At 41.7% G+C, this 25,248-nt stretch carries 32 protein-coding genes and 2 pseudogenes; 9 read left to right on the forward strand and 25 right to left on the reverse strand.

Annotated features, from left to right (window positions below; translation table 11 throughout):
- Positions 1 to 203: 203 nt before the first annotated feature.
- From SD31_RS19730 to SD31_RS18045, 16 genes and pseudogenes are all read right to left on the reverse strand, one after another.
- The gene (locus tag SD31_RS19730; RefSeq protein ID WP_262506493.1) at positions 204 to 950 is read right to left on the reverse strand and encodes a SusD/RagB family nutrient-binding outer membrane lipoprotein; all 747 of its coding nucleotides are present in this window, start codon (positions 948 to 950) and stop codon (positions 204 to 206) included.
- Positions 916 to 1,569 (reverse strand): SusD/RagB family nutrient-binding outer membrane lipoprotein, encoded by a 654-nt coding sequence (locus SD31_RS19735; RefSeq protein ID WP_262506494.1) that lies wholly within the window; start codon positions 1,567 to 1,569, stop codon positions 916 to 918. The genes SD31_RS19730 and SD31_RS19735 overlap by 35 nt, the downstream gene beginning before the upstream one ends.
- A gap of 65 nt (positions 1,570 to 1,634) precedes the next feature.
- The gene (locus SD31_RS14680) at positions 1,635 to 2,093 is read right to left on the reverse strand and encodes a hypothetical protein (RefSeq protein ID WP_052258546.1); all 459 of its coding nucleotides are present in this window, start codon (positions 2,091 to 2,093) and stop codon (positions 1,635 to 1,637) included.
- Positions 2,059 to 2,208 (reverse strand): hypothetical protein, encoded by a 150-nt coding sequence (locus SD31_RS16360; protein WP_156138149.1) that lies wholly within the window; start codon positions 2,206 to 2,208, stop codon positions 2,059 to 2,061. The genes SD31_RS14680 and SD31_RS16360 overlap by 35 nt, the downstream gene beginning before the upstream one ends.
- Positions 2,201 to 4,306, reverse strand: a complete 2,106-nt coding sequence (locus SD31_RS01875) for a SusC/RagA family TonB-linked outer membrane protein (RefSeq protein WP_316929724.1) — start codon at positions 4,304 to 4,306, stop codon at positions 2,201 to 2,203. The genes SD31_RS16360 and SD31_RS01875 overlap by 8 nt, the downstream gene beginning before the upstream one ends.
- Positions 4,279 to 4,545 (reverse strand): hypothetical protein, encoded by a 267-nt coding sequence (locus SD31_RS18025; RefSeq protein WP_231561053.1) that lies wholly within the window; start codon positions 4,543 to 4,545, stop codon positions 4,279 to 4,281. Before SD31_RS18025 ends, SD31_RS01875 begins: the two co-directional genes overlap by 28 nt.
- The gene (locus tag SD31_RS14690; protein ID WP_052258549.1) at positions 4,532 to 4,738 is read right to left on the reverse strand and encodes a carboxypeptidase-like regulatory domain-containing protein; all 207 of its coding nucleotides are present in this window, start codon (positions 4,736 to 4,738) and stop codon (positions 4,532 to 4,534) included. The genes SD31_RS18025 and SD31_RS14690 overlap by 14 nt, the downstream gene beginning before the upstream one ends.
- A 185-nt stretch (positions 4,739 to 4,923) precedes the next feature.
- Entirely contained in the window at positions 4,924 to 6,366 is a 1,443-nt protein-coding gene (locus SD31_RS01880) for a RagB/SusD family nutrient uptake outer membrane protein (RefSeq protein WP_231561054.1), read from the reverse strand.
- A 90-nt stretch (positions 6,367 to 6,456) separates the two neighbouring features.
- Entirely contained in the window at positions 6,457 to 6,855 is a 399-nt protein-coding gene (locus tag SD31_RS18030; RefSeq protein WP_039052898.1) for a hypothetical protein, read from the reverse strand.
- Between the two features lie 26 nt (positions 6,856 to 6,881).
- Positions 6,882 to 7,919 carry a hypothetical protein gene (locus tag SD31_RS18035; RefSeq protein ID WP_410528226.1) on the reverse strand — a complete coding sequence of 346 codons (1,038 nt, stop codon included), beginning with the start codon at positions 7,917 to 7,919 and terminating at the stop codon, positions 6,882 to 6,884.
- Between the two features lie 76 nt (positions 7,920 to 7,995).
- The gene (locus SD31_RS18040) at positions 7,996 to 9,690 is read right to left on the reverse strand and encodes a SusC/RagA family TonB-linked outer membrane protein (protein ID WP_231561055.1); all 1,695 of its coding nucleotides are present in this window, start codon (positions 9,688 to 9,690) and stop codon (positions 7,996 to 7,998) included.
- Positions 9,691 to 9,735: 45 nt separating this feature from the next.
- On the reverse strand, positions 9,736 to 10,434 hold the full coding sequence (locus SD31_RS01900) for an enolase C-terminal domain-like protein (RefSeq protein ID WP_316929722.1): 699 nt from the start codon (positions 10,432 to 10,434) through the stop codon (positions 9,736 to 9,738).
- A gap of 9 nt (positions 10,435 to 10,443) precedes the next feature.
- Positions 10,444 to 10,491 (reverse strand): annotated as a pseudogene (locus SD31_RS21100) (hypothetical protein); the annotation flags it as partial.
- Positions 10,492 to 10,605: 114 nt separating this feature from the next.
- Positions 10,606 to 10,782 carry a hypothetical protein gene (locus tag SD31_RS20525; protein ID WP_316929723.1) on the reverse strand — a complete coding sequence of 59 codons (177 nt, stop codon included), beginning with the start codon at positions 10,780 to 10,782 and terminating at the stop codon, positions 10,606 to 10,608.
- 29 nt (positions 10,783 to 10,811) lie between these two features.
- On the reverse strand, positions 10,812 to 11,735 hold the full coding sequence (locus SD31_RS01905) for an NlpC/P60 family protein (protein WP_231561056.1): 924 nt from the start codon (positions 11,733 to 11,735) through the stop codon (positions 10,812 to 10,814).
- Entirely contained in the window at positions 11,627 to 12,025 is a 399-nt protein-coding gene (locus tag SD31_RS18045; protein WP_231561057.1) for a hypothetical protein, read from the reverse strand. Before SD31_RS18045 ends, SD31_RS01905 begins: the two co-directional genes overlap by 109 nt.
- 119 nt (positions 12,026 to 12,144) lie before the next feature.
- On the opposite strand from SD31_RS18045, the gene SD31_RS19740 reads away from it, so the two are divergent.
- Positions 12,145 to 12,375 carry a peptide-methionine (S)-S-oxide reductase gene (locus tag SD31_RS19740; RefSeq protein ID WP_262506495.1) on the forward strand — a complete coding sequence of 77 codons (231 nt, stop codon included), beginning with the start codon at positions 12,145 to 12,147 and terminating at the stop codon, positions 12,373 to 12,375.
- Positions 12,376 to 12,385: 10 nt separating this feature from the next.
- A complete protein-coding gene (locus tag SD31_RS19745) occupies positions 12,386 to 12,640 on the forward strand; it encodes a peptide-methionine (S)-S-oxide reductase (protein ID WP_262506496.1) in 255 nt (84 codons plus the stop codon).
- A gap of 92 nt (positions 12,641 to 12,732) precedes the next feature.
- Here SD31_RS19745 and SD31_RS01915 read toward each other — a convergent pair.
- Positions 12,733 to 14,367, reverse strand: a pseudogene (locus tag SD31_RS01915) (ABC-F family ATP-binding cassette domain-containing protein).
- A gap of 152 nt (positions 14,368 to 14,519) precedes the next feature.
- On the opposite strand from SD31_RS01915, the gene SD31_RS01920 reads away from it, so the two are divergent.
- The 3 genes from SD31_RS01920 to SD31_RS01925 all read left to right on the forward strand — a co-directional run bounded on the left by SD31_RS01920 (position 14,520) and on the right by SD31_RS01925 (position 17,040).
- On the forward strand, positions 14,520 to 15,152 hold the full coding sequence (locus tag SD31_RS01920) for a hypothetical protein (RefSeq protein ID WP_197053474.1): 633 nt from the start codon (positions 14,520 to 14,522) through the stop codon (positions 15,150 to 15,152).
- Positions 15,153 to 15,159: 7 nt separating this feature from the next.
- Positions 15,160 to 15,399: a helix-turn-helix domain-containing protein gene (locus SD31_RS16875; protein ID WP_197053475.1), complete on the forward strand. Its 240-nt coding sequence runs from the start codon at positions 15,160 to 15,162 to the stop codon at positions 15,397 to 15,399.
- Between the two features lie 135 nt (positions 15,400 to 15,534).
- Positions 15,535 to 17,040: an acyl-CoA dehydrogenase family protein gene (locus SD31_RS01925; RefSeq protein ID WP_039052900.1), complete on the forward strand. Its 1,506-nt coding sequence runs from the start codon at positions 15,535 to 15,537 to the stop codon at positions 17,038 to 17,040.
- A gap of 41 nt (positions 17,041 to 17,081) precedes the next feature.
- Here the strand turns inward: SD31_RS01925 and SD31_RS01930 are convergent, their stop codons facing one another.
- Complete coding sequence (locus SD31_RS01930) at positions 17,082 to 17,735, reverse strand: metallophosphoesterase (RefSeq protein WP_197053476.1); 654 nt, start codon at positions 17,733 to 17,735, stop codon at positions 17,082 to 17,084.
- A gap of 304 nt (positions 17,736 to 18,039) precedes the next feature.
- Between SD31_RS01930 and SD31_RS01935 the strand changes: the two genes are divergently transcribed.
- On the forward strand, positions 18,040 to 18,711 hold the full coding sequence (locus SD31_RS01935; protein ID WP_039052901.1) for a TraX family protein: 672 nt from the start codon (positions 18,040 to 18,042) through the stop codon (positions 18,709 to 18,711).
- Here the strand turns inward: SD31_RS01935 and SD31_RS01940 are convergent.
- The 4 genes from SD31_RS01940 to SD31_RS01955 are packed head-to-tail and all read right to left on the reverse strand — an operon-like array spanning position 18,667 to position 22,713.
- Positions 18,667 to 20,055: an exonuclease domain-containing protein gene (locus SD31_RS01940; RefSeq protein ID WP_039052902.1), complete on the reverse strand. Its 1,389-nt coding sequence runs from the start codon at positions 20,053 to 20,055 to the stop codon at positions 18,667 to 18,669. The genes SD31_RS01935 and SD31_RS01940 overlap by 45 nt on opposite strands.
- Before the next feature lie 27 nt (positions 20,056 to 20,082).
- Entirely contained in the window at positions 20,083 to 20,847 is a 765-nt protein-coding gene (locus SD31_RS01945) for a sulfite exporter TauE/SafE family protein (RefSeq protein ID WP_039052908.1), read from the reverse strand.
- Between the two features lies 1 nt (position 20,848).
- Positions 20,849 to 21,526, reverse strand: a complete 678-nt coding sequence (locus tag SD31_RS01950; protein WP_231561058.1) for an HAD family hydrolase — start codon at positions 21,524 to 21,526, stop codon at positions 20,849 to 20,851.
- Positions 21,527 to 21,552: 26 nt separating this feature from the next.
- On the reverse strand, positions 21,553 to 22,713 hold the full coding sequence (locus tag SD31_RS01955; protein WP_039052903.1) for a serine hydrolase domain-containing protein: 1,161 nt from the start codon (positions 22,711 to 22,713) through the stop codon (positions 21,553 to 21,555).
- A gap of 136 nt (positions 22,714 to 22,849) precedes the next feature.
- Between SD31_RS01955 and SD31_RS19750 the strand changes: the two genes are divergently transcribed.
- From SD31_RS19750 to SD31_RS15835, 3 genes are read left to right on the forward strand one after another with little or no spacing between them, the layout of a single operon-like run.
- Entirely contained in the window at positions 22,850 to 23,374 is a 525-nt protein-coding gene (locus tag SD31_RS19750; RefSeq protein ID WP_262506497.1) for an SPFH domain-containing protein, read from the forward strand.
- Positions 23,331 to 23,717, forward strand: coding sequence for an SPFH domain-containing protein (locus SD31_RS19755; protein ID WP_262506498.1), 387 nt, complete (start codon positions 23,331 to 23,333; stop codon positions 23,715 to 23,717). Before SD31_RS19750 ends, SD31_RS19755 begins: the two co-directional genes overlap by 44 nt.
- Before the next feature lie 29 nt (positions 23,718 to 23,746).
- Entirely contained in the window at positions 23,747 to 23,908 is a 162-nt protein-coding gene (locus SD31_RS15835) for an Arc family DNA-binding protein (RefSeq protein WP_082021763.1), read from the forward strand.
- A gap of 74 nt (positions 23,909 to 23,982) precedes the next feature.
- Here SD31_RS15835 and SD31_RS01965 read toward each other — a convergent pair whose 3' ends face one another.
- The 3 genes from SD31_RS01965 to rpsR form a co-directional block, all read right to left on the reverse strand.
- On the reverse strand, positions 23,983 to 24,297 hold the full coding sequence (locus tag SD31_RS01965; protein WP_039052904.1) for an LPXTG cell wall anchor domain-containing protein: 315 nt from the start codon (positions 24,295 to 24,297) through the stop codon (positions 23,983 to 23,985).
- Between the two features lie 92 nt (positions 24,298 to 24,389).
- Positions 24,390 to 24,833 carry a 50S ribosomal protein L9 gene (gene rplI, locus SD31_RS01970; RefSeq protein ID WP_039052905.1) on the reverse strand — a complete coding sequence of 148 codons (444 nt, stop codon included), beginning with the start codon at positions 24,831 to 24,833 and terminating at the stop codon, positions 24,390 to 24,392.
- A 14-nt stretch (positions 24,834 to 24,847) separates the two neighbouring features.
- A complete protein-coding gene (rpsR, locus tag SD31_RS01975) occupies positions 24,848 to 25,111 on the reverse strand; it encodes a 30S ribosomal protein S18 (RefSeq protein WP_039052906.1) in 264 nt (87 codons plus the stop codon).
- Positions 25,112 to 25,248: the final 137 nt, after the last annotated feature.

Below are 25,248 nucleotides of genomic sequence, written 5' to 3' on the forward strand. Positions count from 1 at the left end.
GAAAGGACGTATAGCGTCCGTACCGGTCAAAGGTGGATTGGACCGGAGAATGACGGCTATCTGGTAGCTTTTTTGGCTTCGGAATGTATGCTTTCTTACCTTACGGGTGCAGCAATTCCTTTAGATGGAGGTATTGCTCGATCGATAATTTTAATAGAAAAAGGCGTCCTTTAGGAGCCTTTTCTTATTTTTGCTTATATGATTTACTGATCCCACCACAATTTGGTGTCCAAAGATACTTCTGCCGGAACGTTAGCTCCGTTTTCTGCTCTTTCGCTTGAAGGATAAGCCAATCTGCGGATAAATGTTGGCAGCTTAGCATTTACAGGCATGTTGAAGTCTTTGATTTGATAGTCAAATCGGCGGAGGTCATTCCACGCTTCAGGATTCAAATAGGTAATGATATATTTTTCTCTGAAAATATCGTCCAAAGTAAGGTTGTCTTCTCCTACAGCAACGATAGGTTTTGTTAGATAGTCGTCCAGTTCGGCTTGTTCTACGCCCAGCTTATTGAAGTGAGCTTTGATACCTTCCAGGTAGGCTTGGTAAGCACGTCCTCTGTTATTTGCACGTAGAGCTGCTTCAGCTTCTATCATTTTTACTTCTGCGTAAGAGACTATTGTTACCGGCGCATCATCTTTTGTCAGTGGCGACTTGCGGCTGATATAGCATTCGTCTTTCAAGGAGTTGGAGCCTACGTTACCTTGGCCATTGACAGTACCGATATAAATGTTTCCTACTATAGATTTTTCGGTAATAAATTTGATGCGAGGGTCCTCAAAGCCAAATTTGGTGCCGTTCAGATGGTTGATAAAATTGGCTGAAAGCCATCCATCAAGGAGAAGGTTCTCGTTGTCTCGTGCAACCTGAGCCCAAGGGTTGATACCATTGAACACTTTCATGCCCGCGTCATCGCTATTGGACTGATAAGATTTGTCTATGGCACTCAATACGGCAGTAGGGTTGTAGGTTGACTTTTTGCTGTATCTTATTTAGCAGGCGGGCTTGCAAGGCATATCCAGTCTTTATCCATTGTTGGATATTATTGCCATGTATCAGGTCGGCATTCTGCCCTAAACTTACGGAAGATGATTTTTCCAAGTTTGCCAATCCTTCAGTGATGAGTGAAGCTTGCGCGTTATAAAGGTCTTCTTCACTATCGAATTTAGGTTGGAAGGTGTTAGCCTTCATGAATGCTTCTGAATATGGTGCGGAGCCCCAAGCGTCAGCAACCAATCCTAGCTGGTAAGCCATCAGTAGCTGACCTATGCCGAGGTGATGGTAGGCATTTTCTGCTGTTGCTTTATCTATGAGGTCCTGCACATCTGATAGGGCGTAGTACAGTGCGTCCCATGTCGATGAGTTGTTAGTAGGTTCATAGTTGTCCGTAGCACTGCCGGGAGTTGGGCTTGCCGTATATTGACAGTAGTTGGAGATAATATAAGAAAGGTTAAAGCTGTTCATGGCAGCCTTATGGGTTGCCGTTGTCAGCATGCCATTGAGGTTAGGATTTGAGACGAGGGTAGGATTGTCCTGCAGGTCGAAATAGTCGCTACAGCTTGTGTTCAAGCTTATTACAGCGAGAGATATATAGAGAATATTTTTAAATTTTAACGTTTTCATGGTATAAGATATTAGAAGCCAACATTGATGTTAAATAAGAAACTTCTCACGGCAGGATATGTCATTCCTGCGAAAGCCTCTATGTTAGTGCCACTGTTTGTGGTGGTACTTTCAGGGTCCAATCCTGAATATTTAGTCCAGAGGGCTAAGTTGTTGCCTGTTATGCCTATAGAAGCATTTTTGATAATTTTTCCTCCGCCCAGCCAAGCCTTAGGAAGATTGTAGTTAATAGATACCGAACGTAATCTTACCCAAGAGGCATCTTCCACAAAATTTTCTGAGGAACCGCGGTAATAGTCTCTATAATACCCGTTGCCATAGTTGATATTGTGTATAGGGTCTCTTCCTTGTCCCAACCATACTTCTTTCGTATTTGGCGTGCCGTCTTCTAAAAGTCCCTCGAAAACGCGATAGTCGTTTCTATCTAATGTGTATTTAGGGTAAGCAAATGATGCTAGGTGATTGTCCATGTTTATTGTATCTGTCCTGACCTATACGGGCGTCGATAAGCATGTTTACCGAAAGGTTTTTATAGGTGAATGTATTGTTCCATCCAGCAATCCAGTCGGGCTGTACGTTACCCAATTTTTTTTTGTTTGCTGGCGTTGTCCAATACAGGGAATCCATTTGCACCGATCAACAGGGGACGGTTAGGGTCGATTTCTGTTGTTTTGTCCAATCCTTGGGCAATCTCTTCCGGTGTGTAGTAGCGTTTCCATGCTCTTCCGTATAGCACCCCGTACGATTCGCCCGGAATAAGTTTCATCTGTACGTTGCTGCTTAGGTAACCGCTCTCTTCCGCTACCAAGATTTCATCAAGACCATCAGCTAGCGAAAGCACTTTGTTTCTATTTAGCGAGAAATTGAAAGTGGTATTCCAGTTGAAGGCCGATTTTTTAATAGGTGTAGCATCTATAGCGAGTTCTAATCCTCTGTTGCGGATATCACCTGCATTGATAGCTGCATTGACATATCCAGTGGAAGAAGACACCGGAGTTTTTAAGATTTGATCCTTACTGATAGACTGGTATACTGTCAGATCTACGCCCAAGCGACTTTTAAAGAATTTTAATTCTACTCCTGTTTCGAAAGTCTGGGTAAATTCAGGTTTTAGATCCGGAGAGCCCAACAAGCTGGATCTGGTGAATCCTGTATAACCTGAAGGAAGGTTAGAATAGATGGACCATCCAGCACTTGTAGAGTATGCCAAGGCATCTTTACCTATTGTGGCGAAAGAAGCTCTTAGCTTACCGTAGTTTAATGCTCCATCGGTATCCATGTGCTCGCTGAAAATCCAAGATCCCGTGAAAGAAGAATAGAAGAAGGAGTTGTTTGGTTCCCTGAGCGAAGAGGTGATATCATTTCTTCCGGTGATGTTGAGATATAAGAAGTTTTTATAGTTGAATGCCAACTCGCCGAAGAAGCCCATCAGCCTGTATTTTTCACCGCCGGACCAAGCGTTGACAATTTTTGCGTTGCTGAGGTTGAACCAGTTATAGATGGTCAGGTCACCACCTTCGGTATTTTCGTTGGTAATATAGCGGTCATAGAGGTCGTGTCCTAGACGTAATGTTGTGGTCAGATCTTCGGAGAATTGTTTGGTGAAGTTGGCCACGAAGGTGCTGTTTATGGTGCGGAATTTCGTGTCGTAGATGCCGACGATACCTCTTCCGGGAGCGGCGGAGATGCCGTTATTACTCAATTCGTACTCTCCAGGAAGTCCCTGCATGCCTGGTGCTGTCATCCTGCGGTTGTCACGGTAGGCGTCAAGGCCGAAGCGATAATTGAGGTCCAACCATGAAAAAGGCTTGTAGGAGGTGTTGAAAGCTCCCACGACGCGCAGCACATCGTCTTTGAATCTATTGCTCAAAGATTGGGCGATAGGGTTCACGTTGTCGTTGGAATATCCCCCTGGTGTGCCGTCCGGTTTGAAGATATCCTTACGTATATCGTGGCGATGCGACCAGTACACCAGCTGTTCCATGTAGCGGGCAGCTCTTCCGCGTAATCCTCCGGAGTTATTCACGGAGATGCTAGTTCCGAAGTTTAGTTTGTCACTAGCCTTAAAGTTGGTGTTGATTCTTCCGGATAAGTTTTGGAAGTCCGTTCCCGGCATGATTCCTTGTGAGTTCAGTTTGGCAAGGGAAGCTAAGAAGTTGTATTTCTCTGTACCTCCAGAGAAATTGAGACTATTTTTGAACTGATTACCGGTGTCGAAGGCAGCTTTAAAATGGTTGGTGAGTTTGTCTGGATGTGTAGGGTCAATTTTTTTTGCTTCTTCGACGGTAGGACCGAAGGCTGGCCAAAATGATTCCGGATCGTACACATATTCCCACCCTTGGGTGTAGACATCCTGAAGTTCTGGGAACTTGTTAGCATTTTCAAATCCTGCCAAACCGGAATAGTTGATTTTCAGTTGTCCAGCTTTTCCGGATTTGGTGGTGATGACTACCACACCGTTGGATCCGCGCAGACCGTAAAGTGCCGTAGCGGCTCCTCCTTTGAGGATGTTGATGGATTCTATATCGTCTGGATTGATGTCTATAGCGCGGTTACTTATTCCTCTTTCTGTTGCTCTGTTTCCTGTGGTGGATGTAGAGTTGTCCATCAGTACCCCATCAATGACAAAGAGAGGGCTATTGTCTCGCGAATAGTCTATGGAGTTGATGCCTCGAATTTGGATGCTGGCACCTTGTCCTGGCGCGCTCCTGTACTGGTGATGGTTACCCCGGCGACCTTGCCTTGAAGGGCATTCACCACATTGTTCTGTTTGTTGGCTGTCAAGGTTTCGGCACTGACCTTTTGGGCGGCATAACCCAGTGATCGTTCAGAACGCTGGATACCTAATGCCGTAACTACTACTTCTTCGATAGCCTCTTCGGAAGATTCCATTACTACTGCCAGACTTTTACCGCCCGCCAATAGGGACTTCCTGTGTTTTGAAACCTACGGAGCTGATGATAAGTACTGCATTCTGATTGGCGTTGATGCTAAATAGCCCGTTTGCGTTGGTAGTTGCAGAAATGGTTGTGCCTTTGACATTTACCGTTACACCCGCGATAGGATTTCCGTTGCTGTCCGTTAATTTTTCCTGCGATAGGAATCTATTGTGCATTGAGCACTTGTAGGCTGCATGTCATAGCACAAGAGATGGTAAGTAGAATTTTTTTCATGTTTTAGGTTTTAGTTAGTAGTAAGTGAATACTTAAATATATAAAATATTATTGAATAAGAATAATAAGATGAAATCGAGTTGGGAGGGAAGGGAAACAAAAAAAGGCTCCGAAAGGAGCCTTTTTGTTAGTTTCTGTAACCAGGGTTTTGCTGATCGTAGATTGCGCTATTAGCGTTAATCTCTGCTAGAGGAATAGGGAGGATTGTTTTATAAAAACTCCTATCTATAGAAGTACCTCTATGGATAGTAGAGATTGCGCCTAAAGCATCGTCAAAGTTAATGGTATAGTTCCATCTCATCATATCAAAGAAGCGATGGCCTTCTCCAATAAGCTCTTTTGAACGTTCGTCTGCAATCATCTGTAAGTTGATCGTTGCAGTAGTTGCAGGATCAAGATTTGGAGAGCGTTTACGAATTTGATTCAAATAATTTACTGCTTTTGTTAAGTCAGGAGCACTTTTACGTAAGGCTGCTTCAGCGGCAATTAGATAGATTTCCGAAAGTCTAATTACCTTAATATTTACTGCTGTTGAACTTTCTTTTCCATCGCCTTGTAAGGTTACACTTCCGGAGTATTTGTAAAGAGCACCTAGTCGTGGATTTGCTGTGGTTGAAAGTTCATCGGTAGACATAATTCCCTTTCTTATATCATCTGGATCTTCATCCAATCTATTGAGGAAAGGGGTGCTCGCTGTAAAATATCCTGCAGCTATGGTTGTGTTTGGATGTCCTCTTCTACGGGTATAAGCACCTAGCGAAGAGTTTCCTAAGTCACCTTCGTTTGGCAATATGGCTAATTCGAAAATAGACTCGGTTCCGAATTGTTTAGTCCATGATTCAACCCAACCGGTAGTTCCTGAATTATCGTATAATTTGTATTGTGTAAATCCTATCACTTCTTCTGCCGCGGCCAATGCATTATTAAAGTCTTCCATGTATAGATATACTCTTGCTTGGATGGCTTTGTTAGCGTAATAGTTCAGGAATCCATTTGTATTAGCTAACGTCGTAGCATTGGTCGGTTTTGTGATGAGAGGTTCAGCATCTTTTAAATCTTTTAGGATTTGTGTATATACCTCTTCCACGCTGTTACGTGTTGGTTTTGCTTGGATGTCTAACGGTTCCAAAGTAATAGGTACTCCATACGAGTTTTTGTCGTAATTGTATGGTTTACCATATAATCTTACAAGGTCGAAATATATAAGGGCGCGTGCTGTTAATATTTGACCTATTATAGAATCGAAATTTTCTGTGTTGCCTTCTGCTCTTGATTTCTCAATTTGTGCTAATAAGTCATTGATGATGGCGATACAGTTATAGCCTTGGGACCATATAGAAGAGTAGTTGTTTGAAGACTCACTATGGTTAAACACATAGAGGTAGTCATATCCTCTACCTTGGGATACAATGGTGTAATCTCCACCTTTTGCATCAGCATACAATGGGAAGTTACGACCATAATAGTTACCACTAGCCATTTTACTCATCAAGCCACGCACAATCACTGTGGCGTCAGCGACTGTCTTTACAGTTTGCTGCGATGCATCGGCAGAGTTTGTTGGTTTCATGTCTAAGAATTTGCTACAAGAAGCAAATAGTAGACCCACAAAAACACATGACGCTATTATTTTGTTTTTCATTTTTTTCTGAGTTAAAGGTTAAAAACTGAAGTCTAGACCAAAAGTGTATGTTTTACTGATTGGAGTTTCCCATCCACGAGAACTATATTGATTCACTTCTGGGTCTGCATTTTTGTATTTGCTAAATGTCAATAAATTAGTTCCATTAAAGAATATTCTGGCGTTGCTAATCTTTGCAGAACTTAAAATTCGCTGAGGAATAGTATATGAGAGTGAAATATTCTTCAATCTCAAGAATTTAGCGTCATACAAATGTCTGCTACTGATTTGGTTGACATCTTCAAGATCTCGACCGGTAACTACAGGGTAATAACCTCCAACGCCTTCTCTCCAAGTATTTTGAACGAAATCTTTCGAGTGAATACGCTCCCAATAATAACCGTCGTCAGCTACGTCTTTATTTGCCGCATCATACAATTTACCGCCTATTCTATATACAAAATTTAATCCATTAAGGAGAAATTTTTGTATTCAACATTGGAGTTGATACCTCCGCTAAACGAGGCTATACCGTCACCAATGATGGTACTTTTGGCTTTGGTATAGTCGTAAGTGGCAGCTTTACCATTGAAAAGGAAATCTCCATTTGGATTATCCGGATCATTCATATACCATACGTTTTTACCATTTGTTTGGTCTGTGCCTGCCCATTCCAAACCGTAAAATGCTAGTGTAGATTCTCCTTCTCTATAAATGAAGCGTGTTCTAGAATCTCCACCTGTAGGGTCATACCATATTATATCTTCACCATCATTAAGCTTAATATCTTCACCATCATTAAGCTTAATCACTTTTGATGCTAAAGTAGCGGCATTGATACTAAGTGTCCATTTGAAATCGTTTTTCTGGATGATATCGGAACCCAATAAGATTTCAACTCCTTTGTTATTGATTTGTCCCACATTTCTCAAAGAAGAACTAAATCCTGTGACCATTGATTGAGGTACATTTTGGAGAAGGTCTTTAGAGTCTCTATTGTAATATTCGACTGTACCAAAAATTTTGTTTCTAAATAAGCCGAACTCTAAAGCTACGTTTGTGTTATAGTTGGTTTCCCATGTCAAATCAGGGTTAGGGGAGTTACCTAATGCACCTCCTGGTTGTGACATATACTTATTTCCGTAAGTAATCAGAGCTCTCCAAGCGTAATTGTCGGAAGGTAAAGTACCGTTTACACCATAAGAAGCTCTAATTCTTAAGTTGTTGATTTCAGGTGTGTTGGCAAGGAAATTTTCTTTTGCAAGGTTCCACGATCCTGCGATAGACCAGAAATTACCCCATCTATTGTCTGGACTTAATTTTGAAGAGCCGTCAGTTCTTAATGATGCAGAAACAAAGTATTTTTCATTAAAATTATATTCTGCTCTGGATAGGACGGATACTATGGAGTTACCCCAAGCGTAAGCTTGTGCGTCTAATGTACCTGCTGTTGCAACGGTTGGTAATCCGGAGTTAGGGATGTTTTTACCCGTTGTACGCATGTAATCCGTTGTATTTTTTTCTGCTTCAAAACCGGCAAGCAAGCTTAAGTTGTGCAGGCCAAAAGATTTACTATAATTAGCCGTAGTTGAAGAGACTATTCTTTTTAAAGTCTGTGTTCATTTCGTGGACTATACCCTTATCGGTTTCACCTGTATAATGGTTAGGGCTGTAGTACAGATGGTCTCTTGCAATAGACTGATCGTAAGAGAATATGGTTCTCACATTCAGCTCTGGAAGAAGCTTTATTGTAAATGAAGGACTAGCGGAGATACGTTTTGTTCCTGTATTGTTTTCCCATTCGTTATTGTAATATAATTGGTTTTGGGCATAACTATTATATCTTGTTTTCCAGATTTCTCCGGTCTTATAGTCCGTAGGCCAATAGAAGGCCCATAATAGGTTTCTGGATTGGAACAAATAGTTTGTACTGGTATTTCTAGTATCGTTGATACCATTCAACTCAGTACTGGCTAGTGACAGGTTGATTCCGAAATCCAGAAATTTGTTAAGACTCTGAGTAAGGTTAACTCTTCCGTTAATCCTTTCGTAGTCGTTTATAATGATACGACTTTTATCACTTGTGTAACCTAATGAGGTATAATAATTAGTTTTGTCGTTGGCACCACTGAGCGAAAGGTCATATACATTGTATTTACCCGATCTGAATAGCACATCATCCCAGTCAAAGTATTTTCCATCTCTATTTTCCACACCGTCGGTTTTACCTTTGATGTGTACATGTTCGAACATGCTGATTCCGTCTGTAGAGAATTCATAACCATGCATTCCGAAACCATATGATGTTGTCGGAGTGCCATAAGAACCCCCTGGTGTCCAGTTTCGGGAATTTAAACGCATTAAAGTTTGTTCGTTGGCCTGTTCGGGCGTACGTCCGGCAGCAATTCGCGAATCGTAAAGTATGCTGTAGAGCATATTTATCTGGTCTTGAATATCTGCTTTTTCGTAGTTGTCGGTAGCCCAATCTGGACTTATTGCTAATGAAGATTTAAAGTTAACTTTAGGAGCTCCTGTTTTGCCCTTTTTAGTAGTGATTACTACCACCCCGTTGGCAGCACGAGAACCGTATAATGAAGAAGCAGCCGCATCCTTTAAGATTGTTATGGATTCAATGTCGTTAGGGTTAATGGTATTCATCACGTTGTTGGTGTTGTACGTATAGGACGACATTTGAGAAATTTGTCCTGACACGATAGGCACACCATCAATAACATATAACGGTTCGTTGGATGCGTTCATAGATCCTAAACCTCTGATACGGATGGCTGTGGAAGAGCCCGCTTGACCAGAAGTAGAGTTTACCTGCACTCCAGGAACTCTTCCTGTTAACGCATCCTGAAAGGATGTTACAGGAACATCTTTTGCTTCTTTGGCGTAATTTATGTTGGCAGCTGAACCAGTATAGGTACTCTTTTTAGCCGTACCGTAAGCTACCACGATAACTTCATCAATTTGTTGGTCTGTAGCGTTCAAGGTGATGCTAATGGTTTTACGTCCACCTACAGGAACTTCCTGTGTTTCATATCCTACAGAAGATATCACCAAGGTAGCGTCTTGGTTAGCATTGATGGAGAAGAGACCGTTTTGATTTGTTGTTACGGCTACGTTAGTGCCTTTGACACTTACCGTAACACCGGAAATAGGTGCTCCATTTTGGTCTGTAATCTTTCCCGCTATAGGGATTTGCTGTGCGTAGGTCACTTGCAGACCACAGGCCACAGCACAGAGTGTGGTTAGTAGATAGTGTTTCATAGAGGTATGGTTAATGTTGTTAGTTTTTAGTTTAATGCTTCAATATTACAAATTATTTTTAACTATTCCAATGCCGGGCCTTTGTGGCAGTATGCAACGTCCGTCTTCTACGGTCATACCCGAATAGATGTCGTTAGCGATGAGCAGAGCTCCGTCCAGATCTGCCCAATCTACCAGAGGAGCCAGCTGAGCTGCTGCCGAAATAGCGCAGGAGGTTTCGGTCATACAGCCGAGCATGACCTTCATATCTAAGGCGCGTGCCAGTTCGGCCATCTGTTTGGCTTCTCTCATTCCTGTACATTTCATGAGCTTGATGTTGATTCCCGAGTATATATCTTTCAGTTTAGGGACATCTACCAAGCGTTGGCATCCTTCGTCAGCAATAGTAGGGATAGGGGAGTGCTCGGTCAACCAAGCGATATCGTCGATCATCTCCTTCGGCATGGGCTGCTCTAGAAATACTACATTTCTTTCGTGCAGCCAATGTGCCATTTCCAAGGCTTCTTCTTTATTTTTCCATCCTTGGTTGACGTCGGCACATAGAGGGACATCTGTCACCGACCGTATTGTGTCGATAATCATTTTGTCGGTGTCTAGGCCTAATTTTACCTTTAAGATTTTGAACTGTCCCGCCTCAGCCACTTTTTTGCGAATCATATCTTCCGTATCGATTCCTATGGTGTAGGAAGTCGGGGGGATGAGGTCAGGGTTTAGTCCCCAAATTTTGTAGAAAGGCTGATTCATGATTTTTCCGAGCAAATCATGAAGGGCAATATCTATTGCTGCCTTTGCTGCGGTTATTTTTTTCTGCTATATGGTCGATGTATTGGAGAATTTCTTCTGTCTGGAAAGGAGACTCAAAAGCGGAGAGGTCCACTTTTCTCAAGAAGGAGGTAACACTTTCTTGAGATTCCCCTAGGTAAGGAGGCATGCTGCTTCGCCGTAACCTACTATGCCATCATATTCTAATTCCGTCAACACTACGGGAGTGGTTGTTCTGCTGAATGAAGCTACCGTAAATACATGGCGCATTTCAAGCGTATAAAGGTTTGAAACGTAAGGTGAAATGCCCCATTTTTTTTTGTTTCCCAATTGCTCATTTTAATATATTTTACAAATTCTTATTTATATGCTTTATTCTCTTGAATTGGTTGGATTTGTGGATCCGATATGCCGATGTAGCGGCGTGCTGCTACGACGGTTCGTGTCTGGAAGTCGTCGTAGTTTGGGGCGTCTTTCAACATGGAGTTGATGCGAACTCTTCCTGCCGAGTGGATAAATTCACCGTTGCCGATATATAGGGCTACGTGCGTGACACGTGGGTTCGGAGTTTTGTTTTTGCTGCTGGAGAAGAACAATAAGTCTGCGGGTTTAAGGTTTTTCAATGCTATTTCCGGATCGAAATCGCCGTTTTCATTTAGGATTTCAACTTTTTCTCCTGCCAATACCTGCTGTGAAGCATCGCGAGGGATGACATACCCGTTCATGTAGAAGGCTGTTTTTGTGAAGCCGCTGCAGTCCACTCCTTTTACGGAAGTACCGCCCCACAGATATGGTAGACCTAACATAGACTTGGCGCTGTTAATTACGTTTTCTGCTGTAAGTTTTCGAGAAGCTATCCATTTGTCGAAGGTTAGTGCTTCCTCTTTGAGTATGTATGCCTTTCTTCCGTCAGGATATTGCACATGGTAGAATTTTTTATCTTCTTTCAATAGAGCTAGAATATTTCCATACACTAGGTCTGAAACGCGCAGGCTTTTTGTATTAGGTTCCGAGTATGATTTGCCAAATTCATTGGTATAGATGACTTTTGGAGCAGCTTTCCATGTTTGCAGTTCGGCAGCATTCATAGGTGCTACAGAGGAGGTAGGAACCCAGGCGATGTATCCTTCCGGTGTGCGGACACGGTATTCACCTTTGGCTTGCTGGAGGATATCTAATTTTGTGCCCAACAGCACTTGTGTAGCCATCTCTTCGTCGTGTCCCGGTTTAGTACGTAGGTTGGCCACGGAAAGGATGACAACGCCGTATTGTTTCTGCTCCACGGAGCTGTCCGGCAGTAGCTATATTGGATGTTGTAATTTTTTAATTCATTTTGAAGGAAAGGGATGGCTTCATTTTCCGTTGTTTGGATGACATATCTATTGTTTGCCACATCGGCCAGTGCCAGCTCCAGCAGTTTTGTTCGTTTGTCGGGAGCAAACTTAGGTTTTGCAGTGTCGATGGTTTTTACAATGTTTTTGTAGATGGTGGAATCAACTTGAGCATTTGCAATTTTAATGCTTCCCCAGAATAATGCTAATGGTAAACAGAAATAAGAAAAGTTAAGTTTCATTGCTAAATGTTTGTTTGTATAAAATAACGTAAAAAAATGCAAATAGTAGCAATAATACTTAGGAATTGTTGAATGTTTTAGCGTTTTTTGTTAAAATTATGGTAAATAACGCAAAAAATATGAAAGCAACATTTGGAGGAGGGTGCTTTTGGTGTACGGAAGTTATTTTTCTTAACACGGAGGGTATAATTTCTGTATTACCCGGATATATGGGAGGCACTAAGGATAAGCCTACATATGAAGAAGTGTATACGGATACTACAGGACATGTGGAGGTAGTACATTTGGAATATGACGAAACTAAAGTTTCATATGAGGATCTGTTGGTCATTATTTTTCAAGACACATGATCCAACGACATTGAATCGTCAGGGTGAGGATGTGGGTACCCGATACCGTTCGGTAGTCTTTTATCATGACGCGCAGCAGAAGGAAGTTGCCGAACGTTTCATCCGGGAGCTGGAGGAGGCAAAGGTATATGAGGATCCTATAGTGACAACAGTAGAGGCGGCCAGCACTTTCTGGCCGGCAGAAGATTATCATGTAAATTACTTTAATCGTAATCCGGATAATCCTTTTTGTGCAGCGGTAATAGCACCGAAATTAGCCAAATAACCTGAAAAGCAAAAAAAGAAAATGAATAAAAGAAACAGCCCTCAACATTTACTGTTGAGGGCTGTATTGTTAACTAATATACAGAGCAAAGTTTATTTCACCTGATACATTTCTTCGCGTTGCGCTTTTACGGCTTCTGATGTGATGTATTCGTCGTAAGTCATCAACTTATCGATGATGCCGTTAGGTGTCAACTCGATGATGCGGTTTGCTACAGTTTGTGTCAGCTCGTGGTCACGAGAGGTGAATAGCATAGAGCCTTTGAAATCTTTCATGCCGTTGTTGAGAGCCGTGATGGATTCCAAGTCTAAGTGGTTTGTAGGTTCGTCAAAGATCAGGAAGTTAGCTCCTTGAAGCATCATCTTTGAGAACATGCAACGCATCTTTTCTTCCTCCGGATAGTACAGAAACTTTTTTAAGAACCTCTTCCCCGGAGAATAACATTTTACCCAAGAAGCCGCGCAAGAATTGTTCGTCAGCGTCCGGTTTGGTTGTGTAGTTGCGAAGCCAGTCGATAAGGTTTTCGTTATTTCCTTCGAAATATTCCGAGTTGTCGATAGGCATGTCCGCCGGTGTGATGGTGACACCCCATTTGAATTCACCACTGAAATCTTTGTCGCGTCCTGTGATTATATCATAAAAAGCGGTCGTAACAAGGTTGGTAGGTCCTAACAGTGCGATTTTATCGCCCTTGTTAACCATGAAAGAAACATCTTTGAAGTATACTTCACCATTTACGACTTTTGTGAGACCTTCTACCTGAAGGATTTGATCTCCCGGCTCTCTGTCCATATTGTTGAACATGATAGCAGGATATTTACGGTTTGAAGGTTTGTATTTCTTCAATGTTAATTTTTTCCAAGGCTTTCTTACGTGCTGTAGCCTGACGTGATTTGGAAGCGTTGGCAGCAAAGCGGCGGATGAACTCCTGCAACTCTTTGACCTTGTCTTCCATCTTTTTATTTTGGTCGGTTACGTTGTTTTAATGCTAATTGTGACGACTCATACCAGAATGAGTAGTTACCCGTATAGATGGTCATCTTACCGAAGTCTATATCGACTATATGCGTACATACGGCGTCCAAGAAGTGACGGTCGTGGGACACTACCAGTACCGTAGCTTCGTAAGAGGCAAGGAAATCTTCCAACCAAGAAATGGTGTGGATGTCCAAGTCGTTGGTAGGCTCATCGAGAATCAGGATATCTGGATTACCGAAAAGGGCTTGCGCCAACAACACACGAACTTTCTCGTTACCGTCAAGCTCTTTAAGTTGTTTATAGTGTAAGTCTTCTTTGATGCCTAAATTGCTCAAAAGGGTAGCGGCATTGCTTTCTGCATTCCATCCATCCATTTCAGCAAACAAGCTTTCCAGCTCTCCGGCACGTTCGCCATCAGCATCTGTGAAATCTTCTTTCATGTAGATGGCGTCTTTTTCTTTCATGATTTTGTACAGCTCTTGATTACCCATCATTACGGTTTCGATAACAGGAAATTCATCGAACTCGTAGTGGTTTTGTTTCAAGACAGACATACGCTCTCCAGGTGTGAAAGAGACAGAACCTGTAGTAGGGTCAACTTCACCGGAGATAATCTTTAAAAAAGTCGATTTACCGGCGCCGTTAGCACCGATAATACCATAACAGTTTCCTGGAGTGAATTTTAAATTAACATCTTCGAATAGCACACGCTTGCCAAAACGAAGAGATAGATTGGATACAGTAATCATGGCGCAAAGATACGCTTTATAATCCAATTAATGAGTCAAGTTAACTTAACAATAATTTATTAGCCCTGTGATGGTAAGATTCAGGGAAAGAATTAAGTAACATAATTTTGTGGTAAAAAGGATTACACTTATTTTTATACAATAAAATGCGTATGGATAAGAATAAAATAAATGCTGATGAGTTTGTTTCCAAGTTTATGGAAGGCAGTTTGCAGCATATAACTTATATCCGTACGCCGATTAAGATTTTCGCACTGAAAGACATAGCTCCATATCTGCGGACTCCTATTCCGCCTATTTTCTTTGGGTATAACCTGTTGATACATCTTACGAAGGGTTATTTCCAACATCAGATAGAATCCACCAAATTTATGGTTAAAGCTCCGGCCGTAATGATTGCCAACTACGGGCATATTTCAGCTATTAATGAGGTGGACCGTCAGGCGGAAGGTTACTGTGTACTTATCAAAGAGCAGGCTATGACCTCCATTTTGCGCGACCAAGAAACCCTCAATATTTTTAATATTGCGCCGCTGATTAACCTTAAGGAGGAAGACAGTGCAGATCTGAATGTCTTACTTGAATTGCTTTATAAAGAAATTTATGACGAGAAGCCGTATACGTCCTACTATGAAAGTATTTTCAAAACTATTCTTTTGAAAATTATGAAGCTGTCGGACGCCAACAAAAAGCTTCTACAGTCACCAAGAGATAGCCATGTCTTTCAAGCAACTTGTATATCTGCATTTTGCCAAGGAAAAATCGGTATCCTATTACGCGGATAAGCTTGCAGTGTCGACAAATTATCTTAACCGATGTGTATCATCGGTTTTCAAAAAGTCGGCCAAGCAGATAATCTTAGATGTGGCCATCATGCATAGTCAGCTGTTGCTGAGCGAAACCAACAAGACTATAGCTACCATAGCTTATGAGCTGGACTTCGAAGACCCCTCATATTTTGCGAGATTATTTAAGAAGGTAGTAGGTCTTACTCCTTCGGAATATAGGGACAGCACAAAGGAAAATAAGTAGTATGCACGATTTGTCCTAACTATTGTCTTGTTTTCAATAGTTATTCCTTTCCTTATCTCATAACTTTACGAAAGTAAAAAAGGTAAAAGGCACGAGTCAGTGTCATTACCTCAGAATTTCGTAAACAATTTAATTATGAGTCATATAATAATACAAGCTGATTTTAAAACGTACATAAAGGATTTCGAACAACATCTGAAGACGTTGTTTAGAGAGACTTATGATTTCAATAAAATAAGTTTGGAGCGAGATCTTCCTGCGGCTTTCAAAGCAGAGATCATGAAAAAAAATCCTCTTGCGGTAGCTATTCCGGCATTGCATGGAGGAAGAGGTGTAAAAGTAAAAGAATGTTTGGGCGTATTGGCCGCAGCCTCATACGAATCCTTAGCGTTGTCTTTGATGTTTGGAATTAATATAGCGTTGTTCTTGGAGCCTTTGGCCAAATATGGAAACTATGGCGTTCAGGAAAAAATTTTCAAGCGTTTTCTGGAAGACAGTGCTATGGGGGGCTTGATGATTACAGAGAAGGCTTACGGCAGTGATGCCCTAAATATGAAGACTTCATATCGTGAGGTAGAAAATGGATATAAGATAGAAGGAGAGAAACACTGGCAGGGATTGAGTGGTGCTGCCGACTTTTGGTTGGTTACAGCCCGTAGAAGAGGAGAGAACGGTGATCTTGCTCGGGATATAGACTTTTTTGTGACGGATAATGCGGTCGAAGGACAGCATATTCCGATGGTGCATCGTTACAACAACTTGGGCTTGTATGCCATTCCTTATGGTATCAATCAAATTGATATTACCGTGCCGCAAGAGCAAAGACTCCAATCGGGAAGTACCGGACTTAAATTGATGTTGGATACCCTTCATCGAAGTAGAATGCAGTTTCCGGGAATGGGTATGGGCTTCTTGAAACGTCTTTTGGATGAAACCTTGCAACATTGCCAGACACGTATAGTGGGAGGAATGCCGTTGAGCAACTTGGATTCGGTGAAATATCAGCTATCCCGTCTTCAGGCTGCCTATACAATCTGTTCGGGTATGTGCTGCTTCAGTGTGACAAACAGTGGTATTGAGCATGACCTAGCTACTGCCGCCATAGAAGCTAATGCTATGAAGGCTTTGATTACGGATTTGATGCAGGAGGCTGCCCATATCAGCTTGCAACTCGCCGGTGCCAATGGTTACCGCCTAGATCATCTTGCTGGACGTGCCGTGATAGACAGCAGACCTTTCCAAATCTTTGAAGGGTCGAATGAGATGTTGTACGGACAAATTGCCGATGCCGTGCTCAAGCTTATGCGTAAAGCCAAGGAGACCAACTTCGCCAAATTCTTGGCAACTTATAAGAATACCCATGAAAGTATAGGTTATTTTGCGGGGTTGTTAGACTTTAATGTGGACGGAGCTGTAAGTCAGCGTGATGCGGTGACGTTAGGGCGGATTATCTCTCGCGTGTTGAGCTTCCAGTTTGTGTTGGAAATGCAGGGATTTAATACCGAGCTGGTAGAATCTACGCGTCAGCATATGTATACAGACATTCAAAGTCTTGTAGGACAATATATGTCCAAAAATATGGCGGTTCCGCTTTTTGAATATCAGGATCAGTCGGACTGGATGCAGTTTGCGAATGCTTAATAATCGTAATAATTTCTTGAGGAAAGGAGTGACCGCAGCTGTTACTCCTTTCTTTTTAAGGTGAATACCGTAATCTCGGGACGTACATTCCATCGTACGCGTATGGAATGTCCTAACCCTTTGTTGATATAAAGGGTTCTTCCATTGGTAAGATGTTTTAATCCTTCATCGTAACTCTTATTTTCTACGGGCAATCTTGTTGCTTTCTGAAAAGGAAATCTTACCTGTCCACCATGTGTATGCCCTGAAAGTATCCACCCGTCGTAATCACCCCAAATGTCAAGGTCACAGACATCCGGATTGTGGCACAAGACAAGATTTGCCATATCTTTATGGTATTTGTCCATCGCTACTTTGGGGTAGAAGTTTCGTCCCCAGTAGTCGTCGATGCCAATGACATTTAGGCCCTGAATGTGGAGGTTGTCATTTCGCAAGACGGTGATGGCATGTTTCTTTAGCAGAGCAACCAAAGAATCTGCTCTTTGTGCGTTGCGTGCTAGAATCCCGTAGTCATGATTCCCCAAGATTGCTACGGTAGCCAGTTTGCCACGTGCAGCATGTTGCAAAGCTTTTTCAAGTTGGTCGAAGGGGGCTTGGTTGACGCGTACGGGGCTTATGAAATCTCCGGTATAGACCATGATGTCGGGCCCGAAAGCGTTTGATTTTTTCGAATTGGCGGATAATATAGTCTTCATCTACCGTTTCGCCGATGTGAATGTCGGACACTTGGACGACAGTCTTATCGATAAGGCAGAGGGGAGGTTTTTTATGGGCATATCCAGGTGGTTCCATTCAACCCAGCGGGGTTCTATACGCCAAATATAGAAGAAGAGTAGTATAGCTCCCAAGATGATGGTTTCCAGACTATGAATTATGAGCTTGAGGTATTTCAACGGCCGTCCTAAAAGTTTTTATTCAATTTAACGAAATATTGTATTAAATTAGATGAATACATCTCTTAATCTGCTACAAAATTAAACCTAATTTCATTAAAGGAAAATGTTAAAAATTTCAAAGAATTGGGAGTTGACGGCCTATCAGTTGAAGATGATAGCGCTCATTTCCATGTTATTGGATCATGTAGCACGAATATTTTTACCACATTTGTATATTTTGAAAATGGTAGGGCGACTGGCATTCGTCCTTTATTCTTTTTTATTGGTGGAAGGGTTTGTGCATAGCAAGAATTTGAAGCGATATTTTATACGGCTGTTAGTTTTTGCGGTGCTGTCTGAAATTCCTTTCGATTTAGCGTTTTATGGGACTTGGCTGGAAGCCTCGCATCAAAACGTATTCTTTTCCTTAAGTGCAGGACTACTGTCTTTGTTTGTTGTCAGTTCAAAGAAGCTGGCATCGGATCTTAAGGTATTATATGTAGTCGGTTTGGTGACTTTATGTAATATACTACGCTTTGACTACTATTATCTTGGAGTGTTTCAGGTGTTGTGTTTTTATGCATATCGGTCGAGTGTGGTGAAGAAGTTTTTGACGGTAGGCATTCTGAATGTATTCTATATGTTCAGGATATCTATTCAATCTGTTGCTGTTGTAGGGTTTCTGCCTATATATCTGTACAACGGTAAAGAAGGAAAGAAGACAGGGCTTCTATACTATACTTATTATCCTTTACATTTGCTTATATATTGGGTTATCCGAAGATTCCTTATTTAGGTGTATGACCTTGGACGGGAAGCGTTCTATGTATTGCAGAACCAATGCATTCATATAGTAGTTGCTAATACATTTCTCTTCTGCCTTTACCAGATCTTCATAGTTGCTGACTTGAGTTTCTATATCAAAATATCCGAAAGCATACAGGGTGTTATTTTTGAAGAGGATGTACGACTTTTCGTTAAGATGTCTTCCCTGATCGATGATGATAAATGAGCTGGCCTGTTCACGAACCTTTTCCAAAGCTCTTTCTACTTTATTGTTGTGGCTTTGCACATCAGGATAGTCTTCAGCTTTGTACCGAGGTTTGAATTCGTTGCTGACGCTGTAGAAGAAACAAAGCTTATGGTCGATTTCAAATTCGTTCATCAATTGGAGAAGAAGCTGGTTTGCTTCGTATGGACGTTCAAAATGCTGTATGGCCTTAGCGTGCTTATCGTAGGGTGATACCACCAAACGGATATAGTTGCGCTGATCGGTATAGTGTATTAGGGAAAACTTGGGTTCATACTTTTTCAACGCTCTGTTATGTTCGGGCCAATGCTGTTTGATAAGTTTACATTCGGTAAGCAACGACATTAGCTCTGTTCCTGTCTCTAGGAAGTCGATATGGTGAATTTCGTTGATGAAAGCTTGGCGTCGTGGGCTGCCGTTGATACCCGTAAAATGACTTAACACTCTTTTTTGAATGTTGACAGCCTTGCCTACATAGATGATTTTGCCCGATTTGTTCCTAAACAGGTATACACCAGTAGTATCAGGAAGTTTGAGAAAATCTTCTTCGTTGATATGAGTAGGCAGGCGATGTTCTTTAGTTTTTTTGAGGGTGTTTTCGATAATGTGCTCCTTGTCCTTTTGTAGGAGGAATTCGAAAAGCTTTACTGTAGCTTCAGCATCTCCTGTTGCACGGTGTCTGTCGCGGATTGGAATTCCTAAGTTTTGGCACAGCTTGCCAAGACTGTAAGAAGCTTGATTAGGGATAATCTTTCGTGCCAGACGTACCGTACACAGTTTTGGAACGCGCCACACATAGCCACATCTTTTGAACTCTTCTGCTAGGAAGGAATAATCGAAATTGACATTATGAGCTACAAAAACACGTTTTTGAAGCAGCCTAAAGATTTCTGCTGCTACCTCATCAAAAGAAGGTGCTTCTGCCACCATTTCGTTGGTAATTCCCGTTAATGCTTCTATATGTAAGGGAATGGGGAGCTGAGGGTTTATAAGGGTGTGGTAACGTTCCAGAATATGCTTTCCGTTGTGGATAAAAACCGCTATTTCGGTGATTTTATTACCCGCAGCATAGGATCCTGTAGTTTCAATATCTACAATGGCATATTCCATAATTCAAAGTTAAGAAGTATTTTTCCGTTATAGTACGATTAGTAGCACGGAAGATATCACCACAAGAGCGATAATGACATGGCGGAAAGTGCTTTCCGGCATCTTTTTGAGGATTTTTATTCCTATAAATCCGCCTAATAGAATAAAAGGAATAGCCAAGATATTGAGAACAATGCCGGACCAAGTGAGGTTGTGCCATACGAACGCTTGCAGGGGAACCTTCGTCAAGTTGAGAATGAAGATAAACCATGCCGACGTGGCGGTGAAGGTAATTTTGTCCAGTCGTTTGGAGAGCATGTATACGGAGAGCGCCGGTCCGGCCGCATTTCCTATCATGGTGGAGAAGCCTAGAACAAATCCAAAGATGGGGGCGTACCACTTTCTGGATGTGAGGGCTTTCTGTTGTTCTATGTTTGAACGTTCCACGAAGATCATAATGCCCACACCCAAAAGAAGGCACATACCCATGCACGTTTTGAAGGTGCTGTCGTCTATAAAGTTGCCCAACAGCAGGCCGGAGAGCAAACCTATAAGTGCTAGAGGAAGAAGTTTTCTGACTTCATTCCATAGAAATGCTTTTCTATAATAGATAACTGCTACTAAATCAGCAAAGCATAGCAGAATAAGAACAATGCCTGTAGAAAACTTGGCGCCGAATAGCAATGCAAAGAGAGGTACGGTAAGTGTTCCTATATTTTGAATCCCTGTCTTGGAGATGCCGATAAGCATGGCGCAAAAGAAATACAGAGTCCAACCATATGGAGAAGAAATCAGTTGAAATGTTTCCTGCATGTCAGTCATTTAATATTTCGAGTACTTTGTCTACGGTAATTTCTGAATAGTCGTGGATATAATAATCGCAGCGGGGAAGCTGTTCTTTGCGGTGTGTGCTCAATACCGCTATAACCTTCATTCCTGCATTCAATCCTGCCGTGATGCCGGAAGCAGAATCTTCAAATACTAAACAGCGGGAAGGAGGTACGCCTATTCGTTCTGCCGACTGCAGATAAACTTCAGGATGCGGTTTGTGAAGCTTTACGTCTTCGCTACTCATCAAGGACTCCATCTTAGAGCGTATGCCTAAGGCATCTACTATCAAATCCATATTGGCGCGCGGAGCAGATGTGCATACCGCCGTACGGAAGTTGTGTTTCTTGAGGTCCTCTAAGAAACGGTCAAACTGTGGGATGCAGGCTACCTGATCTTTATAAATATCTCTAAAGAGTTGTTCCTTTTCGAATTCAAGACGGATAAATTCTTCTCCCGACACAGGCCTTTGGAAGAAATGTGACATAATATGACTATTATGTTTGCCATGGACGTGATCTTCAAAATCTTGTTCTGTATAGCTGATGTTGTGACGTTGGAAAAATGCTTCAAAAGCTTTGACATGATAAGGATTGGTATTGCAGATTACACCATCCATGTCGAAAAGTACGGCATATTGATTCATAAGGGCAAATATAGGCATATATTTACCCTTATGGGACAAAGTATCTATTTATTTGATTGATTGAGCATGGCATAGGCTTGTTCAATATATTGGTAGAAAGCTCCTTGGGGATTGGACATTCCTTTTTTGTCGTTTTGATGACCTAGACGTACTATGATTAATTTGTCTTCCGGTATACTGATTACATATTGCCCTAGGTGCCCGTTCATCGTGATAGTCTTCTTGCCTTTGAACTCTCCAATCCACCATCCATATCCATATTCGGGTGAGTCGTCTGCAGCAGGAACGATAGATTGTTTTATGTAGGTAGAGTCGAGTAGCTGCTTCCCATTCCAACGGCCTAGGTGGCTGTAAAGCTTACCGAAACGCGCGAAATCTTTGGCGTTGCTGGCAATACAACAATAGGCTTTTTCTATGCCGTCTTTAGGAGAATACTGCCATAAGGCGTCCTCTTCAGCACCCATAGGCTTCCAAAAATGCTCGGATAGGAAATCCGAGAGCGTGGTAGGGAGAGCTTTGGACAAGACCATTGCCAGCAATTGGGTGTCTCCACTCTGGTACTTGAACTGCCGGTCAGGAGGGGACGCTATAGGAAGTTCAAGCATAGCTTTGCTTAAGTTGTTGTAGAAGTAGGCTTTTGTGGTGATAGAAAAAGGCGAATAATATCTTTCATCCCACAGTAATCCCGAACGCATGGTTACCAAGTTACGTATGGTGAGTTCATCCGCATATGGACCTTTCAGATCAGGAATGTATTTTTTTACCTTTTCATTGATGTCGCGGATATATCCTAGCTCTAAGGCCTTACCCAACAAGGCCGCGGTGATACTTTTGGCCATAGAGAAGGAGTTGGATAAAGACTTGTCGTCATAGCCATGGTAATACTTTTCGAACCAAAGACTATCATGGCGTATGATAAGATAAGCTACAGATTGGTTAGCCTTATGTATGGAATCCAAAACGGGAGTTACAGAAGCGGTATTGTAAGAGGTCGATTTAGGCCAAGGCTGTACGTCGCCTTTACTTATTATCCTATTATCGAAATATTTGTAATCCTCCAAGAATGCCGTCTTATGGCCAGTAAGGTAGGTCACTCGAACAGCTTTCAGGATATAAGCGTTATCCGTGATGAGTAACCCTACTATAAGTAATAATAGCAGTCCACCAAGGATGCCCAAAAACCATTTTAATATTTTGACAAGCATAACTTAAGTTTATTGTGTGTTATTAAAGATACATAACAATGTCGTAAAAACCATTTGCTCCATACTTTATGTTTTGATTTTTGAAATTATTTTAATATATTTATGATATCAAAATGATATCAATTATAAATGAATTATGGAAAGGATAGTTAAACCAACATCAGGAATTTTAGCTTTATTGGTTGCGATAGTTTTTTTGGGACTTTCGGTATATTCGGTGGTATTAGCGATAGGTAGCGATAATCCGTTTATGGTTTTGGTCGCGATACTGTTTTTCTTAGTTAGTTTTTTCATTTTCAAAGGCGTTTTGATTGTCCAACCCAATCATTCGAGGGTATTAAATTTCTTTGGGAAATATGTGGGGACCATTAAAGACAACGGATTGTTTTTTGTCAATCCATTGTATTCGGCGACGAAGATGTCTTTGCGTTCGGAAAACCTGCAAGGGCAGACTTTGAAAGTCAATGACAAGATGGGTAATCCTATAGAGATTGCTGCTGTAATTGTTTGGAAGATTGGAGATACGTACAAAGCGGCGTATGAAGTGGAGCGAGTTTACGATTATGTGCGTGCGCAGTCGGAAGCGGCCGTGCGTCATCTGGCGGTAAGTTTTGCCTATGATGATTTGGAGGATGATTCGGGGGAGGATTACTTTACGTAACGGGGGAGAGGAAGTAAATCATATCTTGGAAAAGGAGCTTACGGAGCGTTTGTCGAAAGCAGGCGTCATTGTGGAAGAGGCTAGGATAAGCCACTTGGCCTACGCACCAGAGATTGCAGGGGCCATGTTGCAGAGACAGCAGGCGGCAGCGATCGTGGCTGCTCGTGCCAAAATTGTGGATGGTGCTGTTGGTATGGTGGAAATGGCATTGAAGAAACTTTCGGAAGATAATATCGTAGAACTGGACGATGAACGTAAGGCGGCTATGGTTAGCAACCTTATGGTAGTCCTATGTGGAGAGAAGGCGGCTCAGCCTGTGGTCAATGCTGGTACATTGTATTAATTTGCTTCGGCAACTTCTAAAGCTATGGTATGAAGAAGAAAAGTTTTGTGGTAAGGATTGATGAGGAGACCTATAAGCTGCTCGAAAAATGGGCACAGGATGAATTTCGAAGTGTCAATGGGCAGATTGAATACCTGCTCCATGAGGCTTTGGTCAAGAGTAAGCGCAAGAAACCATCAAAAGAAGAATAAAAAAGAGGTAGATATGCACTGCCCCCAAATAGTGTCTAACTTTTTGGGGGCAGTGCATAATTGGCGCTTTTTTATTAATCATTTCTTAAGAATTCTTTGTCTTCATTCGATAGCTCGTCCATGGCATTATAGGAGGAAGGATTTTCTTCCATCATAACAGGGGGCTGATATACGGGATTGGTAATACCGTATTCTTTCGGGTGTTTGTTTTTACGTCGAAACAGGATTCCGCCGGTTATCACGCCCAAAAGATAGAACACGCCGAGGATGATAAGCTTGGATGTCCGTATTTCGCCAAAGAGCCAGAAGGAGCTTTCTTCTTTATTATTGAAGAAAATGATGGCCGCTACAGCCAATAGGAGGGCAATGATGATATTTTTGGGTTTCATGTAAATGCTATACGGTATTGATTTAGCACAAACATAACAAAAAAGGAAGATAACGTATCGTTATCTCCTTTATATTTTGAATGAATAAATAATTATTCAGCTACAACTTCGAAAGGAACTTGAACTTTCACTTCTTTGTGTAAGTTTAAGTTAGCTACGTATTCACCTAGAGTTTTAGGTTCTTCTTCGAAAGTGATACGACGACGGTCAACCTCAAAACCTTGAGCTTTCAACGCCTCAGCAATTTGGATGCTGTTTACTTTACCGAAGATTTTACCTGTCTCACCTGCTTTAGCGCCGATAGTCAACTTAACGTTTTCTAATTTAGCAGCTAATTCCAACGCATCTTTCTTAATCTTCTCTTGTTTGAACTGAGCTTGTCTGATGTTCTCAGCCAATACTTTTTTAGCTGATGGAGTAGCTAAAATTGCCAATCCTTGAGGAATTAAGTAGTTACGGCCGTAACCAGGTTTTACTACTACGATATCGTCTTTCTCACCAAGGTGCTTAACATCTTGTTTTAATATAATTTCCATTTATCGTATCCTCCTTATTTTAATGAATCAGTTACGTAAGGTAATAAGCCGATGATACGAGCACGTTTCACCGCTTGAGCTACTTTACGTTGGAATTTCAATGATGTACCCGTAATACGACGAGGTAAGATTTTACCTTGCTCGTTTACAAATTTCAACAAGAAGTTAGCATCTTTATAATCGATATATTTGATACCATTCTTTTTGAAACGACAATATTTTTTACGGTTGTCCTCTACTTTAGGAGCAGTCACGTATTGAATGTTTTCGTTTGCCATTAGTTTGCTACCTCCTCATGTTTTAGTTTTCAGCTTTCTTGTTGAATGCACCGCTACGTTTTTTCTCATTGTACGCAACAGCATGTTTAGTCCAGRGAATTAATCAAAAAATTAGAGGTTGAATACAAACGTGATGA

The organism is Sphingobacterium sp. T2, assembly GCF_000814685.1.
In the GTDB taxonomy this organism is placed as follows: domain Bacteria; phylum Bacteroidota; class Bacteroidia; order Sphingobacteriales; family Sphingobacteriaceae; genus Sphingobacterium; species Sphingobacterium thermophilum.

Bases quoted from the DNA above. Each gene is read 5' to 3' on its own strand.
- SD31_RS14680 (WP_052258546.1), bottom strand. From the start codon at position 2,093: ATGGACAATCACCTAGCATCATTTGCTTACCCTAAATACACATTAGAT.
- SD31_RS14690 (WP_052258549.1), bottom strand. From the start codon at position 4,738: ATGCACAATAGATTCCTATCGCAGGAAAAATTAACGGACAGCAACGGA.
- SD31_RS01880 (WP_231561054.1), bottom strand. From the start codon at position 6,366: ATGAAACCAACAAACTCTGCCGATGCATCGCAGCAAACTGTAAAGACA.
- SD31_RS18035 (WP_410528226.1), bottom strand. From the start codon at position 7,919: ATGCGTACAACGGGTAAAAACATCCCTAACTCCGGATTACCAACCGTT.
- SD31_RS18040 (WP_231561055.1), bottom strand. From the start codon at position 9,690: ATGAAACACTATCTACTAACCACACTCTGTGCTGTGGCCTGTGGTCTG.
- SD31_RS01900 (WP_316929722.1), bottom strand. From the start codon at position 10,434: ATGAATCAGCCTTTCTACAAAATTTGGGGACTAAACCCTGACCTCATC.
- SD31_RS18045 (WP_231561057.1), bottom strand. From the start codon at position 12,025: ATGAAACTTAACTTTTCTTATTTCTGTTTACCATTAGCATTATTCTGG.
- SD31_RS19740 (WP_262506495.1), top strand. From the start codon at position 12,145: ATGAAAGCAACATTTGGAGGAGGGTGCTTTTGGTGTACGGAAGTTATT.
- SD31_RS01920 (WP_197053474.1), top strand. From the start codon at position 14,520: ATGGATAAGAATAAAATAAATGCTGATGAGTTTGTTTCCAAGTTTATG.
- SD31_RS01925 (WP_039052900.1), top strand. From the start codon at position 15,535: ATGAGTCATATAATAATACAAGCTGATTTTAAAACGTACATAAAGGAT.
- SD31_RS01930 (WP_197053476.1), bottom strand. From the start codon at position 17,735: ATGAAGACTATATTATCCGCCAATTCGAAAAAATCAAACGCTTTCGGG.
- SD31_RS01935 (WP_039052901.1), top strand. From the start codon at position 18,040: ATGTTAAAAATTTCAAAGAATTGGGAGTTGACGGCCTATCAGTTGAAG.
- SD31_RS01940 (WP_039052902.1), bottom strand. From the start codon at position 20,055: ATGGAATATGCCATTGTAGATATTGAAACTACAGGATCCTATGCTGCG.
- SD31_RS01945 (WP_039052908.1), bottom strand. From the start codon at position 20,847: ATGCAGGAAACATTTCAACTGATTTCTTCTCCATATGGTTGGACTCTG.
- SD31_RS01950 (WP_231561058.1), bottom strand. From the start codon at position 21,526: ATGCCTATATTTGCCCTTATGAATCAATATGCCGTACTTTTCGACATG.
- SD31_RS01955 (WP_039052903.1), bottom strand. From the start codon at position 22,713: ATGCTTGTCAAAATATTAAAATGGTTTTTGGGCATCCTTGGTGGACTG.
- SD31_RS19750 (WP_262506497.1), top strand. From the start codon at position 22,850: ATGGAAAGGATAGTTAAACCAACATCAGGAATTTTAGCTTTATTGGTT.
- SD31_RS19755 (WP_262506498.1), top strand. From the start codon at position 23,331: ATGATGATTTGGAGGATGATTCGGGGGAGGATTACTTTACGTAACGGG.
- SD31_RS15835 (WP_082021763.1), top strand. From the start codon at position 23,747: ATGAAGAAGAAAAGTTTTGTGGTAAGGATTGATGAGGAGACCTATAAG.
- SD31_RS01965 (WP_039052904.1), bottom strand. From the start codon at position 24,297: ATGAAACCCAAAAATATCATCATTGCCCTCCTATTGGCTGTAGCGGCC.
- rplI (WP_039052905.1), bottom strand. From the start codon at position 24,833: ATGGAAATTATATTAAAACAAGATGTTAAGCACCTTGGTGAGAAAGAC.
- rpsR (WP_039052906.1), bottom strand. From the start codon at position 25,111: ATGGCAAACGAAAACATTCAATACGTGACTGCTCCTAAAGTAGAGGAC.